This window comes from Psychroserpens sp. XS_ASV72 (genome assembly GCF_041224425.1).
Taxonomy (GTDB): domain Bacteria; phylum Bacteroidota; class Bacteroidia; order Flavobacteriales; family Flavobacteriaceae; genus Psychroserpens.
Genome location: NZ_JBGFGL010000062.1, coordinates 1 through 18,093, shown reverse-complemented (window position 1 = coordinate 18,093; position 18,093 = coordinate 1). Strand labels below are relative to the sequence as shown.

Annotated in this window: 13 protein-coding genes; all 13 read right to left on the bottom strand. The window is 32.9% G+C overall.

From position 1 onward, the window contains the following. Positions 1 to 213: 213 nt before the first annotated feature. Positions 214 to 1,236 carry an META domain-containing protein gene (locus tag AB9K26_RS00905; RefSeq protein ID WP_138259770.1) on the bottom strand — a complete coding sequence of 341 codons (1,023 nt, stop codon included), beginning with the start codon at positions 1,234 to 1,236 and terminating at the stop codon, positions 214 to 216. An 89-nt stretch (positions 1,237 to 1,325) separates the two neighbouring features. After that, positions 1,326 to 3,086, bottom strand: coding sequence for an amidohydrolase (locus tag AB9K26_RS00900; protein WP_369970656.1), 1,761 nt, complete (start codon positions 3,084 to 3,086; stop codon positions 1,326 to 1,328). A gap of 584 nt (positions 3,087 to 3,670) precedes the next feature. After that, positions 3,671 to 4,918 (bottom strand): DNA cytosine methyltransferase, encoded by a 1,248-nt coding sequence (locus AB9K26_RS00895; RefSeq protein WP_369970655.1) that lies wholly within the window; start codon positions 4,916 to 4,918, stop codon positions 3,671 to 3,673. 31 nt (positions 4,919 to 4,949) lie between these two features. Next, entirely contained in the window at positions 4,950 to 6,362 is a 1,413-nt protein-coding gene (locus tag AB9K26_RS00890; protein ID WP_369970654.1) for a hypothetical protein, read from the bottom strand. A 274-nt stretch (positions 6,363 to 6,636) separates the two neighbouring features. After that, on the bottom strand, positions 6,637 to 8,862 hold the full coding sequence (locus tag AB9K26_RS00885; RefSeq protein ID WP_369970653.1) for a TonB-dependent receptor domain-containing protein: 2,226 nt from the start codon (positions 8,860 to 8,862) through the stop codon (positions 6,637 to 6,639). Between the two features lie 64 nt (positions 8,863 to 8,926). Continuing rightward, positions 8,927 to 9,274 carry a hypothetical protein gene (locus AB9K26_RS00880; RefSeq protein WP_138259784.1) on the bottom strand — a complete coding sequence of 116 codons (348 nt, stop codon included), beginning with the start codon at positions 9,272 to 9,274 and terminating at the stop codon, positions 8,927 to 8,929. Positions 9,275 to 9,346: 72 nt separating this feature from the next. Further along, complete coding sequence (locus tag AB9K26_RS00875) at positions 9,347 to 9,691, bottom strand: hypothetical protein (RefSeq protein WP_369918433.1); 345 nt, start codon at positions 9,689 to 9,691, stop codon at positions 9,347 to 9,349. 280 nt (positions 9,692 to 9,971) lie between these two features. Next, positions 9,972 to 10,871, bottom strand: coding sequence for a carboxypeptidase-like regulatory domain-containing protein (locus AB9K26_RS00870; RefSeq protein WP_369970652.1), 900 nt, complete (start codon positions 10,869 to 10,871; stop codon positions 9,972 to 9,974). A gap of 146 nt (positions 10,872 to 11,017) precedes the next feature. After that, positions 11,018 to 11,542 (bottom strand): hypothetical protein, encoded by a 525-nt coding sequence (locus tag AB9K26_RS00865; RefSeq protein WP_369970651.1) that lies wholly within the window; start codon positions 11,540 to 11,542, stop codon positions 11,018 to 11,020. Between the two features lie 262 nt (positions 11,543 to 11,804). Next, on the bottom strand, positions 11,805 to 13,697 hold the full coding sequence (locus AB9K26_RS00860; RefSeq protein ID WP_369970650.1) for a class I SAM-dependent DNA methyltransferase: 1,893 nt from the start codon (positions 13,695 to 13,697) through the stop codon (positions 11,805 to 11,807). Then, on the bottom strand, positions 13,694 to 16,789 hold the full coding sequence (locus AB9K26_RS00855) for an N-6 DNA methylase (protein WP_369970649.1): 3,096 nt from the start codon (positions 16,787 to 16,789) through the stop codon (positions 13,694 to 13,696). Before AB9K26_RS00855 ends, AB9K26_RS00860 begins: the two co-directional genes overlap by 4 nt. Further along, the gene (locus AB9K26_RS00850) at positions 16,790 to 17,116 is read right to left on the bottom strand and encodes a helix-turn-helix domain-containing protein (protein WP_369970648.1); all 327 of its coding nucleotides are present in this window, start codon (positions 17,114 to 17,116) and stop codon (positions 16,790 to 16,792) included. Between the two features lie 376 nt (positions 17,117 to 17,492). Continuing rightward, on the bottom strand, positions 17,493 to 17,936 hold the full coding sequence (locus AB9K26_RS00845; RefSeq protein WP_369970647.1) for a hypothetical protein: 444 nt from the start codon (positions 17,934 to 17,936) through the stop codon (positions 17,493 to 17,495). Positions 17,937 to 18,093: the final 157 nt, after the last annotated feature.

Here is an 18,093-nt window from a genome sequence, read left to right as displayed (position 1 = left end):
CGTCAGCTGGAGCTGTAGATAATAGAAAGGGTTTTAGCAATTTGGTTTAGCAGGTCGTTATGGTCACACTTGCTTGTGGGGCGGGAGTGCGCAGCACGTAGCCACGCAAGTCAGCTTCAGCTGATTGTGACCATAACGGTTTGTGCAAATGCAGTAACCGACGTTTGGAGGATGTTGGCATTTTGCACATTGTTGGCATCAGTTATCTTCTTTTTAATCTCCTTTTAGAAAAGCCAATACTTCTTCATTTTCTTCATTCATCAAAATCAAATTCAGTCCTTCTAATTTATAAAAGGCTACTTGATTAATTGCTTTGATAAAAGCCTCAGCAGTATCCATTTTATGGCACATTTTCTTGGTGGAGGCAAGATTTCCAAAAACAATTTGGTTTTCGGTCACTTTCTTTATCCCTCCTGAGTATTGATTGCATCCATCATATCCGAACACCTTCAGGTCGGTTAGGTTAATTTCCATTCTCGGTATCGGTGACATACGGTTAATGGGGTTTCCATTTATTCTTGTAGTTACCCAAATATCATGAAGTCTTTGATTTGGATTATTTGGCTTTTCTTTTATGAATTCAAGAATTTTCTTTTCCGTTTTATCAAAAAATATAACCGTCTCGCCTTGTATTTGATAAGTCGATATGGAGTTAAGTGTTTTTTGAAACTCAGGTTCAACATTTTTGTTGATGCACGCTTTTTTAGTACCTGCCACTGTTCCTAAAGATATTTCGGAAGCAGTCAGAGTCTCTATTTGACCTGTAAAATTATTGCAACCTCCATTTGCTGCCAATACTTTTTTAGAGAGTTCAATGGTGATAGTTGGTATAGCTACCATTCTGTTAAGTGGTGCATTGTTCAGTTTTACTAAAGTCCAATCACCGTTCAGTTCTGAGCGAATATCTTTTTGCTTATCCAATACTTTTATAAGTTCGTATTTAATAGAAGAGCCGTCAGCAGGTACTTCGTTTTTATCTAATCGGGTTTCCTTGACCTCAATCTTTTGAAGATAACCTTCTTCAAATTCAAAGCCTTTTATAGAAGCATAGAAGTTTTCCCAATTAGGGTTGTTTATATCTTCTCCCCTATAAATGTTTAAACATTGCATTTTCCCTGCTCCCGCAGAACATTCGGTTTTTATACCGCTTACCCAGAAAACTTTATTCATTTTGTTTGAGCATGATTGAATTAGTACCAGTAAAAATAAAATTAAAAGTAATTTTGTCAGATTCATTATTATTGATTTTACTTTTTTTAATTGATGCCAACGGTTTTGTATAAGAACCGTTTAAATGGTTTTTATACATTGTTGGCAATAGTTTTTTATTCTGTCTGTTTGAATTCTTTGCTAATCGAATAATCACCTTTATAAACGATCCCGAAAATGCCAATATCTTTAATCTTTAGAGGATCAATTTTAAATGGATTTTCATTTAGAATTGTAAAATTGGCAATCTTATTCACTTTTAAAGAACCAATTTCATTTTCTAAGTTTAAGGTTCGTGCAGCATCAATAGTAATAGCCTTCATAGCATCAAAAACAGAAATTCTTTGATCTTGTGAGAATTTACTTCCCTGAGAGGTTTGTCGGTTCACAGCAGTCCAGACAAGTGTTAATGGTTCTACCGGAGCCATTGAAAAGTCTGAATGAAATGAAAGTGGAATATTTTGATCTGTTAGAAGTTTAAGTGCTACAAGATTTTCAGCACGTTCAGAACCAAGCCCAAACTCTGAATATTTATCGGCTAGTGCCCAAAGATAATATGGATTTACAGAAGCTTCTATGCCCAGATCAGTCATTTCCCGAGTCATTGATTCATTGAAATAACCCATATGATGCAGGGTTAGACGATGGTCTTTCCTTGGATTGGTTTTCTGCGCCTTTTTTACCAGGTCAATAACCATTTGTTGCCCCAGGTCTCCGTTGGCGTGAACATGGATTTTATAATCATTGTTCCAATACATCATAAGTTGCTCTTCGAATAAATCCAGTGGGGTCATCCATTCTCCATGATGCCCATCTATATATCCATCTTTCATTTGCATGAGTTGAGAATAAATAGCCCCATCTGAAAATAGTTTTACTTGTTTGGGTAAAAACTTAACATTTGAACGGTTAAAAGACCTTACAGTGTCCAAGGTCTCCATAAATGCCATGGCTTCTTCATTGCCACCTTTCATTCCATATAACTGGGTTCCACTGGGAATCAAATACACATCATAGGGAGGATTATTTTCCATTTCCTTCATGAGCAACTTTAGTTCTCCATCGAAATCAGAGCTCGGAAATCCTGGTTCTGCAATAGTTGTGATACCATTCTGACTTACCAATTCACTCATGGTGCTGAGACCTTTAAGATAGCTGTTTGGCTCAAGCAAGATGGGAGCCATCTTGGGGACTAGTGCAAGCCATCCTCCTTCAAAAAAATGGCCTTTACTCCATTCTACCTGAGGGTTATCTTTAAAATCATCTTCCTTGATGCCTAATTTGGTAATCGCAGCATCATTTAAATAAATTTCGTGGAAAGAGCGGTGTATGATTCCAACAGGTTGATTTCCAGCAATTGTATTAAGAAGGTCTCTCGATAGTTCTCCATGCCAGAGTTGATGATACCCCCAGATAAAATAGAGTTTATCTGGGATGGCATTTGATTTTATGGATTCGCTAATTCTGTTGCGATAGGCTTGCTCCCCCTGGACACCTTTTTTAGTTCCGGAAGGTAATTTCCAATCGTAAGGAGCAATGATTTCGTTTTGAAGCATGATGGCAGCCAGAGAAGGGTGCAAATGAGGTTCAATAAAACCTGGCATGAGCGTCTTGCCTTCCAAATCAAATTTTGTTGCATTTTTATACCGGTTTTCAGCTGTTTTTAGATCTCCTTCAAAAATAATTTTTCCATTAGCTTCTACTATGGCTTCCAAATACTGTGGACTTTCTCCTTCCATCGTGATGATGTCTCCATTAAAATAGATTTTGGTCGATTCATCTGAAGCATTTGAGTCCTTACTTTTTTTCGAAGAGTCGTTGCACGAAGAAAAAATTATGGCACTAAGGATTAAAAATAAAAAGGTTAATTGTTTCATGCTTTTATAATGTTATAATTATTGCCAACGTTGGTGTATAAATTTCAGTTGCGGAAAATCGGTACGATTTTCCGAATGATGTATAAAGATAGTAAATTGTAATGAATTTCTTTATAAGAAATTCAATCGCAATTGAATTTATGCTTTGTTGGTTGCAGTAAGATTTCAGTTTTTTAAGGTTCATTCAGCGTTTTGTTTTGCGTTCAGTTATTCAATTCTACATTTTGATTCTGCAATTTTTGGAAATCGATTGAGTAGAAGTGGTTAATTCACGTTTTTTTTAATTCCGCTCGAGTTGGTTTCAGCGCACAATTCCGTTTTACATTTTTCAATTCAGCATTACGTTTTGGTTTTGAGTATTAAATTCAGTTTTTGCGCAAAGTTCCGCTGTTTTCAAAGTTCGGAATTCACACGATTTATACGTTTAGTATTTAATTCCGCTATTGTAACCAACGGTCTAGTATAAGAATAGTAGCGGATTTTTATACACTAACTTTTCGGTTTGTTACTGTCGTTTGATTTATATATTTCACTTTGGTTTTAGCAATTAAACCGCTATTATTTTTAAACATTGTTGGGCACAGTTATTTTTCTTCAATTGTTTTCTTAATCCCGAGTGCTATAGCTTTTGCCATTAATGGTGGTACAGCATTTCCGATTTGTACCATTTGTTTCGCTTTAGAGCCTTTAAATATAAATTCATCAGGAAACGATTGTAAACGAGCCATTTCTCTAACTGTTATTACTCTTGGTTCAATTGGGTGAATATTAACTCCTCCATGATTTTCTTTAATGGTGCAACTGGCTTCATTCCAAGGACATTTTTTCCAAGAATCGGAATAATTATCATAAAGACTTTTTCCTTCTGGAACAGCAGCTAGTCTTTTTTTCATTTCATCTTTATGCTTGGTTCTTACGTGATTAATTTCTTTGTCGTCTTTTACTTTAATTAAGTCTTCAATAGCTTCTTTAGTTGTAACATAAGAACCTTCTTCTAGTAATGGCGATGGATGAAAATTTTTCTTTCCTATTCTGTTTGCAACAAATATGATTCTTTCTCTTTTTTGAGGAACATAGTAATCGGCTGAATTTAAAACTGTAACATTAACTTCATAACCCAATGCTCTAATATCTTTTTTAATTTTATCTTCAACTTTTCCTTTTAGCATTGAACGTAAACCTTTTACATTTTCGGCAACTATAAATTGAGGTTGTAAATCTTTTATAATTTCTAGCATATCTTTGTAAAGTGAATTTCTTGGGTCTTCTACAATTCTGCTACCAGACATACTAAAGCCTTGACAAGGAAAGCCACCTGACAGAACGGTTAAATCTTTTCCTTTAAGTTGTTTTTTTACTGTATCAATAAATTTTTTCTTTATTTCAGAACTTGTTATGTCCCCTTCTATTAAAGGATGTTTAAAATTATGACGATAGGTCATACCTGCTTCTTTAAACCAATCTAAACCTGCAACTTGATTAAAGCCTGCCATTTCAAAACCTTTTGCCATTCCTCCAGCACCACAAAATAAATCAGCAGAAGTAAAGTTATTTGATTTGATATTTTCCCATTCATTTGAAATGTCAACCCAATTTACAATATCTGTTTTGGTTGATTTTTTTCTAATTGGTTCTATTTTTTCTTCTTTACCATTTTCATAAATTGAAAGGTTTAAGAAATATTGAAGTTCACTTTCTTCAACTCTATGTACTCCACCAATTTTATTTGATTTTATTTTACCTGCGTGAATATATCGCCTAACAGATTTTTGTGAAACGTTTAGTTTTTTTGCAACATCTTCAATTCGAAGCATTTTTGTTGTTGTGTCCATAATTGTCCAATTTTGTCCAAATCTACAAAGATTATTTTAAACTTAAAAGATTTCCAAAATTGAATCTGAATTTTAGTGAATTTCTTGCAGAATGGACTTGAAACTCTCCAATTGAAATTTTATTGTCAAGTCCATATTTAATAGTTACACTACTTTTTTCTGTAAAATCATTGCTGTAATCTATATATTCTGGATTGAAATTTATTCCTTCTAACTCTGATTTATTTATTATTTGAGATGAGATTTTATTCTCATCTAAATAAAGTGACCATAATAAATAATCACATTCATTTAAGAATTTCACATATTCTCTCAATAAAAGTGAAACTGTATTTGTATTTCTTACAAGTTCACGAAATTTGGTTTCATCCATATTTCCTGCGTACCAACCTTTATTTGAAAAATGTAAATCAAATGTTTTTGGTGAGGGTTGTCCGATTTCAGGCGGACAAACTTTATAAGATTTTGACTTATTTGTTTTAACTGATAAAGTATTTTCTTTTTCTAAATAAAAGTCAACTCCACTTTTACTATGACTTCCTCTTTCTCTTTTTTCTGTACCTCCATATCTGATAGGTATAAGAGGAAAAAGTTGTTTTTTATTTTCTGAATAATGTGATATAAAAGATTTTAAAATTTCTTTATCAGAATTATTTACTAATCTGTCATTATCGTTTCCTGGGTCTAACTCGAAAACATTGCATATTGCAAGTTCAGCAGTATCTCCAAGCATTGAATTATTTATTACTTTTTCTTTTTTCAATAATTCTGGAAAATTCTCACGATGAAGTCTGATTTTATAACCACTTCTGTTGTTGTGTAATTGAAGTTCTAAAACTGTTTTACCTTTAAATTTTACAGTATTAGATTCATTCCAACTTGCTGTTGTTGGCTTTGTAAATGAAAAATCAGAAAAGTTGTATGTTAATTCAGGCAGGTCATCTCTTTTTAAAACTTCATAACTGAATTGTTCATCTTTTCTGTAAAACCAACAATTGTAGTCGCTAACCAATGCGTAGTCAACAACAATTGGTAATATTTCGTTGATTTTTGTTAAACAGAAATTTTTAAAGTTATTTCTGTTTATGGTTTCAGGGTATAAATCTCCAAAAAAGTGATTAAAGGTTTCATCTCCTGCTTGTCCAACTACTTTTGGTGCAAACATTTTTCCATTACCTTTAAAAGTTCTTACTGAAAAAGTTTCTTCATTTTCAAGTAAAAAATTATGAGGACACCTTGTGATATATGGTGATGTAAACTTTTTAGAAGTAGTTAAATATTCAATCGGTTTTGGTTTTCCTCTGAATATTTTGTTTATTATTTTGGATTTAATAAATGATTTGAGTAAATCTTTATCTATTCGGCTAATAGATATGTCATTTTCAATTTCAAAATGCAAGCAAATTGCATATTGGAAAGTCATTCCAAAAGTTTCGTTATTCATTTCTTGTTTTTCTCAAATTTACGGTTTTTTCGTAATTGTGCCCAACGGTCTCGTGTATGAGCAGTAGCGGATTTAACCCACAAAACTGTCAAATTACACTGACCTTAAATTTACACTTTTTAGTTTCAAAATAGCACAGAACCCGCTATTGCTTATACACATTGTTAGCCACTGGCTTTTTTCTTTCTGCGTTGGAAAAGCCATACTCTTTTGCAATTTTTGGCTTGTGTGTCGGCTGAAGCGAATTGCAAATGTGTATGGCTTTAGCGTTGGCTTATTCACTCGGAATTCTAAACCGAACTCCTACATACAATTCTCTCCCGCGAGTTGGTCCCCAAACTGAACTTGTGTCAAAAAACTGACCGAATGGGTCTTGCCAACCTATAATCGGTCGTTCTTGCCTAAAGTCAAAAATGTTTTCGCAACCTGCATACAATTCAAACTTTTTCAGGTTGTATGTAAATTGAGCATTTACAAGCACATAATTTTCTGAAAAGTCAGGTCGTTGAAATTCTGGTGGATTGCTCTGCGTATTTGGCAATCGTTGTTGACCGTACCAATGGATATTCATATCTACGTGATACTTTTTGGATAATGGTTTGTAGCCTAAAGTCGTTACTACTTTATGTCTTGGATTGAATGGCAATAGCACTTTTTGTCCGTCAATTTCCCGATAAACATCTAAAAAGCTGTAGCCTGTTTTAAATTCAAACTGTCGCCAAAAATTTAGATAGACTTCTGCCTGAAATGTATTGCTTACGCTCTTTCCTGAGAAGTTTTCAATGATTGCCTTTGTTGGGTCTGTATCGTAATCGGGAAATATTTGGTTCTGAAAATCAGTTCGGTAATAGTCCGCACTAAAAAAACCTGTAACATTCTCGCCATTGAATTTCTGTGTAAGATTAATACCTGTATTCAATGCTTTTTCAGGTTCAAGTTGTTCTGAAAAAACAATGTCTCGTGAACTTACCAATAAACCAATATTTTCACTAAACAAATTGACCGTTCGCCATCCTGTTCCAATGTTTGCACGTACAATGGTGTTTGGTGCAATATCATATTTTAAAAGTGTTCTTGGCGTTACTATTGTGCCAAATTGATTGTGATTATCAACTCGTATTCCTGCAATCCAAGTCAGTTTATCGTTGAGTAACTTTAAGGTATTTTCTGCAAATACACCTGCAATGTTTTCGTTTCGCAAATAATTGCCTGCATACGTTCTTTGCAAGTTGTTATTTGTAAAGGAAATATCTTCATCCAAATTCAAATGACGAAAGCTAAACCCTGTCTTTAGCGAGTTGTTGCCGTAATTGAATTCATATTGAAGGTTTCCATAAAAGTTGGTCTGGTTGGCATTATACTTTACAGTTCCGAAGTAGGATTTTTGGTCTTGATAAAAACTTGAAGCGAATAAAACAAAATTGTGTTGGTCGTTTAAGCGGTAGCCTGTTTTCGTCCAAATTTCGGGCTGATTGATATTTACCGTTTGTCCATAAACTTCTGTACTTCCTTTATCATTGTTTTCGTTAAAACTGGTTTGTCCGCCAATCCGCTGTTCGTTTACATATCGCAATCCTATTCGGCTGTTCCAACCCCAATCTGCGTCATTTCCATATTTTAGTTTATTGGAAACCATATATCGAGTAAGTTTTGGTAAGTCGAGAAAATTGTCGTTATCCCTGTCAAACTCATTCGCTGGTTGCACCGTATGAAGAGCTGTCAAGTTGCTCCATTTTCCTTTTTTTATTGCATAATTGGCGTTCAAATGCTTTTCTGAAAAGCTGTTGATATAGGCATTTAGCAAAAGTTTGTCGGTTTTGTCAGGTTCTTTGGTCTCTACATTTATTTGTCCGCTCATACTCTCAAAACCTTGTAAAACGCTGTTTGCCCCTTTTGAAATGTAAATGTTATCTACTAAAGTTCCTGGAATACTGCTAATCCCATATGTATAGGTCAAGCCCTGTATCATTGGAAAACCATCAATCAAAACTTGATTGTACACGCCTGAAAGTCCAAGAATACGAAGCTCTTTTGAATTTGTTATGACGTTTGTGGTTTGTGGTTGAACAGTTGTTTGTGTTTCAAAGCATCCTGCCAAATCACAACAAGCGGCTTTTCCTAATTCGGTTTGCGTAATCTGTTCTGTCTTTATTGGATTGAGATTTGAAATAATTACTCCGTCTCGTTGTCCTTTTACAACCACTTCATCAAGCTCTTGAGACTGCTCTAACTTAAACTCTACAAATGTTTGGTTCGTTATTTCTATGGTGTCTGCAATATGTCCGACATAACTAGCTATCAGAAGTTTAGGCGAAATATCCTTTGTAGTAAGTTCAAACTCGCCTTTAATGCCTGTTGTTGTGCCAATGGTTGTGTTAGCCCAAAAGACACTCGCTCCAACAAGAGGTTCGTTTTTTTCGTTGGTTACCTTTCCTAAAATACTTTGTGCAAACAAGGCATACGGAAACAGCAAACCAACAATGAATATATATTTTTTCATTGTTTCTTTTTTAAATGAGTTGAAAAGCAAAGCGTAATTCAATTACGCTTTGCCTTAAATCTGTTTACTGCTTTATTTTGTATGGTCTTTCGTCAGGATTTTCGCAACTTCCTGTATTTTGAATTGCTGAATGTATTTCCTTTTCTGTAATCAGAGCTGGATTATACACTATTTCAAATGTGGTTGTTGGTCCTGTTTTTCCTGCTTTGCAAGTGCTTACACCTTTTAGTTTCTCGACATTTGCCGAAATCATTTTTAGGTCTGTCGAGCAAGTAATGCCTTTAACTTTGGTTGTTAAAGTTTTTGTGGTGTCCGCAATTTGCACTTTTTCTTTTGTCGATTGTGCAAAAGTTACTGTTGTTGAGGCTAACATAAATGTGATAGCCATAACGAAAATATTTGAAAATTTCATTTTTCTGAATTTAAATTGTTTAACTAAAAGTTGAACCGAAGTTTCGGTTCTTTTCTGTGGTCGAAAGTGTTGTTAAACAAATTGTGGCGGTTGCCAAAAGTCAGAAATGAATTGAGAAGCTATAAATGATTGGTATCCGAAGAACTCTTCGGTTGAAAAATCAGTCTGTAACGCTGGAAAAAAAGGTGTACTAACACAAATCAAAAGGCAAGAGCCACAAATTTGAAATGGATTACACATTCCGTTATCTTTTTGTTCGTTCTGATTTTCTGAATTATGATTGTCAGAAATTGGATTACACTTACTACTGCTACAGCAAGTCTGTTGGGTTTCTGACGAAAACGGAATAGCATCAATCGCTGGTTTTACCGAGAGAAAGATTACCGTGAAGGCTAATATGTAAGTTAAAATTTTCATCAGATTGTTACAAAGCTACAAAATTTCAATGAGTTTCCTTTCGAGCCTTGGCGAAAAACAGCTCTTTTGGTTTTTTCTGCGTTGGCTTTCGTGTCGGCAAAAACCAAATGTGCTGTTTGTGCGGCTGGCTTTTTAGCTTGTGGCTAACGGTTTTGTGTATGGCTCGTTGCGGGAAATCCGCGAGGATTTTCCGCCGTGACCGAAAGATAGCAAATTGCAATGAATTTCGATTAGGAATTCAGCCGCAATGAGCTATACACGTTGTTGCCCACAGTATTTTTTAATTTGTCAATGTCATTTCTATTGCTAAAAGTCCAAATTTATTTATGTATTCTTTTGGGTGATTGGTTTTCGTATCAAATGCCTTAACTTTTTCCCATTTTCCATTTTTATAAGTCCAGCTATTCTCGTCTGTTTCACTCGGTAAAAATCCAACTTTAGGTTCGTACATTATTTTTTCTATTCGCTTTTTAGAATCTTTTATTGGAAATGAAGCTTTGAATTCATTTTCTGGTATAATTAACCACTCATAACTAATAAAAACTCCGTTTTTGGGGAACATAATATCTAATTCCGACAAATCAAGCTCGATATTTTTCGTTCCTTTTTTTACAATTCCAATGATGTTTTTTTCGTAAATAGGATTTTTTGGTTCTCCATTTTCTCCAATTGAATAAAGTCTAATATTGAATTTTGCATTTCGAATATTACTGTAAATTCTAAATTTAATTTTTTTAAGATAAGGTGTCTTTACGTAGCTTGAATCAAAAGGAAAATATCTTGCTTTTATTTCAGGTTTGTCAAAAGAGCCATAATAATATCCAACATCCAAATCATTAAACTTTCCAATGACGCTTTCTTCTTGCTCTTTAGTTGAACTAATGATGACTTCATTCAGTTCTGTTATTTTGGGATTTAGAACTATTCTTTCTGAAATTGTTGATATTTCAATTCTCTTTTTTTCGTATCCTAAACTTGATAATATCAAAAATTTACCATTTGTAATATCTATTGAAAATTCACCTTTTTCGTTAGAAGTTGTTCCAGCATTTTCATTTTCAATCCAAATATTTACATAAGGAATTACTGCTTTCGTTTCGCTGTCAATAATTACTGATTTTAATTGACAAAAACTAAAATTAGAAATAAGCAGAATTATGATTGCGAGCAGTTTTTTCATATTGTGGGCAACGGTCTCGTATAACCGTCAGTTACGGTTTAAATATACGATAATTTTGGTTAAGTACAGACTTTAGCAATTCCGAGTGGATTCGGACGTAGTCGAATCCGCCGTAATTGCGGTTATACATTGTTGTACTGCGTTTTTTATTCATAAAAGTCAGCCCATTCAGCTGTCGGTTTAAATTCTTTTTCAAACTCATTCTTTTCAGTCCGATTTAGCGAGTTGTAATATCGTGCAAAAATTGAAATGGCATCTTCTCCTTTTCCCATTCTCCAAAACATATCGCTTGGATTGATGTTAGGATATTTTTCCCAAGGTGCTTTTATCAATGCGGTATAATGCTCAAGCCATTCGAATGGTAAAGAATCTAATTCCGATTCAATAAGCTTTGAATTTAATTTAATTCCGAAGTTTGTTTTGGATGACAAGGTTAAATTCCGTTTGAATCGTTCATTAATGTCCTTCAGAATACTTTTAAACTCCGATTTACTTTCAGTCATAATCACATTTACCAAACAGTCACTTTTCGATTCGTAATTAAAAATGTTTACGTGAAATTTAGGTTCATCGTTCTCATAAACTATCCATTCTCCATAAGCAGAGTCAGGAAGAGAAATTTCCTCAATTTTGCCTTTTAAAGTCAGATATTTATTCGTTCGGTATTTCATTTCGTAAATGCAGTACAACGGTCTTGTATATGAAAAGTAGCGGATTTTAAGCACTAACTTTTCGAATTATAACTGACCTTTAATTTATTCATTTTGTTTCGATTAAGCGATTAAACCGCTATTTTTTATATACGTTGTTGTACACTGGCTTTTTTCCGTTCAGATTGTCATTCAGCGTTGGCGAAAGACATACTCTTTTGCAATTTTGGGTTCGAGTTTTGGCTGGTGCGAATTGCAAATGTGTATGGCTTTAAGCGTTGGCTTATTCCGTTAATACTTTCGGATTTATTCTATATTTTTCCAAAAGGAAGTTATTTCTTTCTTCAGACGAATCAGTATTTAGTAAAAAATTCTTCTCATTTTCATTCAAACTACAAATTCCAAAATCCTTTACATAATTTTTAGCTAAAGCAAAATAATTCCCTGAATATGGTTTACTGGTTTTTTTAATGTAATACCAAAACACTTTAGATTCTAAAATTCGCTTTAATACTTTTAGTTCACGTTCCGAATCAAAATATACTGCATATCCAGCATAAAGTAATAAGTCTTCTTGGTCTGTATAAACAAAATAAGGTTGTCCAGCCATATATGGAAATAGTAACTTTTTACCAGAATCATTCAATGCTTGCGTTCTACCAAATTCAAACCATTTATAATTCGTTTTTTTCCCTTTATCTCTATTTAATAACTGAACTTTGTTCTCTTTCAAATACTTGTATGCTTCAGGGAAGTTTTCTTCGAAGTATTCTTCCTCAAACACGATTTTTTTATTCGGTCTATAGTCGAAATTATTTGCTTGAAAATTGTCTTGATAATATGGAAAGATTATTTGTTCTTTCAATAAAGGAATCTCGGATTCTGTCTTTAGTCTATTAGGTTTAATGACATCTCGACAAATTCCTTTTTCAATTTTATGAAGTGTTCCATTTTGATGGTAATAATAATTTTCATCCTCATCAACAGGCTTAAATATGAAAATATCATTACTTAATGTTGCTAAACCATTTCTTATTGGGTATTTGTCTCCTAATGGAATCCCAATACTTTCTATTTTTTTAATATTCTCTAAAACATCAGGTTTATTTAAAATCCAACCCTTTTTTGTGTTTAATAGATTATAATTGATTCGAGTAAAGTCTTTTAGATTTTTATTTAGAAAATCTTTCGCTGTTATTTTTTGGTATTTAACTTCATCTGATTTGTGTTTTTCAATAAATACAATACAGGTATAAGTAGACTTGTTTGCAAAGATTTGTGAACTACCAAAATCTATTATTTTTAAGTCAAATAGATTAGTTTTAAAATACTCTCTAAGGCTTCTAGCGTTAACACTCCTCTTAAAAGTATTTACAGTTATGTAACCAAGAATACCGCTTGGTTTTAAGTATTCAAGACCTATTTCAAAAAAAGGAATATACAAATCAGGATTTCCAGTCTTTGTAACCTCCCAATTTGATAAAAGCGATTTAGTTTGTTCGCTTAAATTTTTTGCTCGAACATAAGGTGGATTACCTAAAACAATATCGAAACCATTGAAATCTTTTATTTTTTTATTCCAGTTGAAATCTAAAGCATTTCCAACCATTAAATTAAACTCAAATTCTTCTTCATCCTCTCCATTAGAAAGAGCTAAGAGCGAGAGTAAAATTTTTGCTCGAGTAATTGTATAATCAGAAATATCAAGACCGTAAATATTTTGGCTGAAAATGTCAGAATAACTTTTGTTGGACTTAGCCTTTATTTCTTGCGCTACAGTATATAAAAATGCTCCTGTTCCACAAGCAATATCTGCTACTTTTAAAGTAGATAAATCAACATTTTTTATTTTATAAAGTGTTTCTTTAACTATGTAATCTTTTATATAATTAGGTGTGTAAACAGCTCCATTTACAGAGACATCTTTTGAAGGTATACTAGTTTCAAATAAATGAATTACATCTTCAAAGTCAAATTTTCCATTCTTTAGTTTTATTAAATCAATAAAATTGTCAACCGTTTGCTTATCATTGCCTTGTATACAAGAAAGAATTAACTTATTGTTTTTAATTTCAATGTTATTAAATTTAAGATAAGTACCAATAATTAGCTTATTGACAATTGATAAGTTATCAGATAAGTCATTTAGAAATTTGGATATTTCTTTATTAATCATAATCTATCAAGTATTTCTATCCTGTTTATATTTCTTCCTCTTTCATTGAAAAAGGAAATTTGTTCATTGGTCAATTCGTATAACTCGTAGACTTTATTATCAAGATTAGACCAATAAGTATTAAGCAAATTCTTTAAAGTGGTCTTTTGTCTTGGTGAAGAACTTCTAAATCGTTGCTGCGTTTGTTTAATACTAATTGCTATTTCCGAAATTTCGCTTACTAATCCAGTATTAGTGTTGAAATTTTCTTTAGGAAATGGAATTGGTTCAATAAACTGCTTGTTAAACTTAAAATATCCATTCTGTTGACTTAATGCGATTGACCTAGCTAAAACAGAAAATAAAGTCGAGTTAACTATTCCAGAAACTGCAAATAAATTATTTTCACTTTTTTCTGGAATATCAATGAAAAACATATTAGCATTATCACAGTAATTTAAAGGGTTCTGCGTTACTGTAGCGTATGTGTCATTTGCGGTCATAGGCAGTAAGACTTTAGGGTAAACTGCTTTATGATTTTGAACTCTTGTGAATTGATGCCAATTTTCCTCTCCATCACAAGTTTCTACATTACTAGTTATTTCATCCTTATATCTAGTAAGATATTGACCAGCTAATGGGAATCGTTCGTTAAATTCTGAGAATGGAATAGGTGTGTTTTCATCTAATGACGTATCATAAGGGAAAATCACGTAAGTCGATGTTTCATCATTACAAAAAGGATAAAATTTTTCATTGACCATTAAAGGACGACAAGCATCTATCTCAATAGTAATATCTTCTTCAAGATGCGTGTTTCCTGTAATTGTTCCATCATCATTTATTGATGTTACTTTAATATGGTAAGCTCTATCCCAAAGAACTTGAATACCTACTTTAACTTTTGCAAAATCCCCAAATTTTCCGTGGTTTTCTAAAAGCAAAGTTTTTATTGCAAGTAAATCAGCATCTTCGAAATTCCAAGGGTTTTGATTTAACCCACTAGAAGGTATTGTGGAAAACTGAGTGTCATCATTTTCAAAAGGTTGAATACTCCTTAATGTAGAAGGGATTTCTTCTAAGTCAGAATCAATTTTTAAGAATGAAATATTCTCTGGTCTTGCTTTATCAAGAATAAGAGTTGCTATATAGGTTATCCTATTTGGAAATATATTTGAATTTTCAAACTCTATAACCTGAGAAAGCAAGTTTCTAGAACTAATATATTCACGAATTTTTTTCCCGTAATCGGTCTTGAAAAATCTCCTTTGAACAATTAACCCAAGTTTTCCTCTCTCATTTAAAATTGAAATTGCTCGCTCCACAAATGCTACTGCTAAATCAATTTTCCCATTTTTTGTAGTTTCATATTGCTCTTTTATGTATTGATGCATAAAAGGATATTCTACATTATAATTTTTAACTTCAACATAAGGTGGATTACCAACTATATAGTCAAAACCACCTTTAGTATCAAAAATTTCGGAAAAACCATTCTCACTATTATAGTCAAAAACATTTGTTCTAAAAAGTTGCGGTTCGTCCGAAACAATTAATGGATATTTTACAGTAATATCGGTTGAAACTAGTGTGTTCCCACATTTAATATTGTTTCCAACGTTATTTAAAATTTGATTACCAAAAACTCCAATTTCTTGATAATTTTCATAAAATTCGGAACTATCAACAATCTTGAGTGATAATGACATTCGAGCAACTTCAACAGCTTCTGGGTCAATGTCAACTCCAAAAATACAATTTGAGATTAGATGCCTTTTTCCAGAAATAGTTAGGGTTGTTAAATCAGAGTTCTGAAAAAAGAAATCACTAAAGTCTTCGGATGGATTTTCTTTGTAGTAATCGATGAAAATTTCTTGTAAATAATCGAAAGTCTCAATAAGAAAAATGCCACTACCGCAAGCAAAATCTAAAATTTTAGTGTCTGAAATACTTTCAAGTCCTCTTTCTAATAAACTTTCTTTAACGATGGTTCTCTTTAGTAAATCTTGAACTAAATATTGAGGCGTACTTATTGCTCCATTAGTTTTAATATATTCGAGTTTTAGTTTCTCAGAAACTTCTCCATCTTCAATTATTAGTTTTTTTGACAAGAAAATTTCATAAATGTCACTTAAAAGTTTGGTTGGAATAACTTCAAATCTGTAAGGTGAAGGATAATAAAGTTTATCTATTAATTCCTTAATAATTTCGTTGTCTATTTCTAGTTCTTGGATATCACTTATTCTATCAAAAAGAGGTCCATCATAATGTTCGAAAAAATCATTGTAAGATGAGTTTTTGAATTCAGTCCAAAAATCTGTTTCCAGAAAGGTTAGTAACAACCCATCTCTTTCAATTCTTCTTGCCTCACAAATTCTAATAAATATTATACGATTGATAATTACTTGTGTGAGATATGCTAGTAGCTCAGCATTATTGCTTATCAGGTCGCTATTGTTTTCTACAATATTTGTAGCCAGTGATAGCCTAAATTTTGAAAGCTCCTCTGCAAAAACTAAGTCAGGTGATAATTTTTGAACACTACTTACATTTTTAAGAGTGTCTGAATAAAGTTTTTCAAGAGTTCCGTTTAGAATATTAGATTTAAGAAGGTGAGTTTCTAAAACATCAAAATTATCAACATAATCTTCTATTTTTAGATAGGTTCTGCCTAAGTTCGCTGGCTGTTCCCGATTCGGAATATAAGTACAATCATAAATTGCAAATTCTTCGAAATTTGTCAAGAATGTACAAGAACCAGAAATTGACCAACCATAAGATTTTATTTGAAAAGCAGAAGAAATACTTGTTTCAATATTAACTGAAACTGCTTTAGCATCAAGAAAAGTAAGTTTTTGATTTCCTATTTTAAAAGTGTAATCTGGTCGAGTAGAAGTTGAGTCAATTTCTTCTAATCTCTCTTTTTCTTCCCTTGATAAAACTTTCTCTTGAAGCACTTGCGATGTGTCCATTACATCCCAATCAAAGATTGAAAGAAATTCATTAATCCAAGTTCTTATAGTTTCCTCAGAGCTTAAATCTAGACGTCCCTCTTCTTTGAAGGCTTGGTATCTTTGAACCAATTCAGTTAATTGTTCTTTTCTTACAGACATCTATAGTTTAAGTTTTCCTTGTTTTACATTTTGTTCTCTATAGTATCTTACTTTTTCTTCCGCAACATTGAGAACTTCGGTAGAGCAATTGGTTTCGTATATTTTTTTAGCAAAAATTTCACTAAAAAATTCAGTTTTTAAGTGTTCGATATCGAGACCGAAAACAGAAGCTAGTAATTCAAGTCTTTTTTCATCAAACTCTCTTTTTCCGTTTTCAATTTTGCTAAGATTTGCAGAATCTAAATCAAGTTTAGCACCTAATTGGGTTAAAGTAAGTCCTTTTTCCGTTCTTAAATTCCTGATGTATTCTCCGAAATAATGTTTCATTTGACTTGAATATTTAGACTTGTCAGTGGTTGACTAATATAATAAATATTCTGTGATTTCCTATTTCGGTGGCAATGGAAAAAGGCAAGCTCTTTTTATTTTTTGAGGCACGAAAAAAATGAAATGTGCTTAACTGTGCGGTTGGCTTTTTAGAGCTTGTGTACAACGTGTTCGTGTATGGTGTGTTGCGGGATTTCAGCCGAGCGCTTTTGCGTTAGGATGAGCCAGCTTGACTGGCGAAAATTCCGCGTTGGAAAACAAAAACGTGAGGCTGAGCTAACGAACTGTTCCATGAAATAAATATAGTTAATTAAAGTGAGAATTTTTCCGCTGGAAAAATTCGAAGCAATACGCTATACACGTTGTTGGCTGTAGTTTAATTCAGTAAATCTAACTCGTTTTTTGGGAATTCGTGATTCACCCATTTTTGCTGATATTCTTCAGGTCCAAATTCATTCCAAATATTCTTTAATACTTTTCTTACCTCATTCACGTAATTAACAATGCTAGTTTTTCCAAATAAAACTCGTTCAAATTTTTCATTTTCTATGGCATTCCAATCAGTCCAGTCATCATACCAAAAAACTTCATACTCAATTTCATTCTCAGATGTTCTATTTAAAACTAAGTGATGTTCACCAGGCTCATCCATAAAAATGACTCTTTTAGATTTTTCTTTTTTGATGTTAATTGCTGATTCCGCTAATTGCTTGAGAGTATCATTTAAGTAAGAAACAGTAATTGTTATAATTTCTTTCCCGTTACCAATTTCAGAAATTGCCCAACCTGCATCTTCTAATTTATAGTCAATACTTATCATTCGCTTAAATTACTGCCAACTTGTTCGTGTATGGTTTGTGCGGAATTTCAGCCGAGCGCTTTGCGCTGGGATGAGCCAGTCTGCGACTGGCGAAAATTCCGTTGGAGAAAAAGCGCGACGGCTGAGCGGTCATGGTTTTTCAGTTTTGTTGATTGGA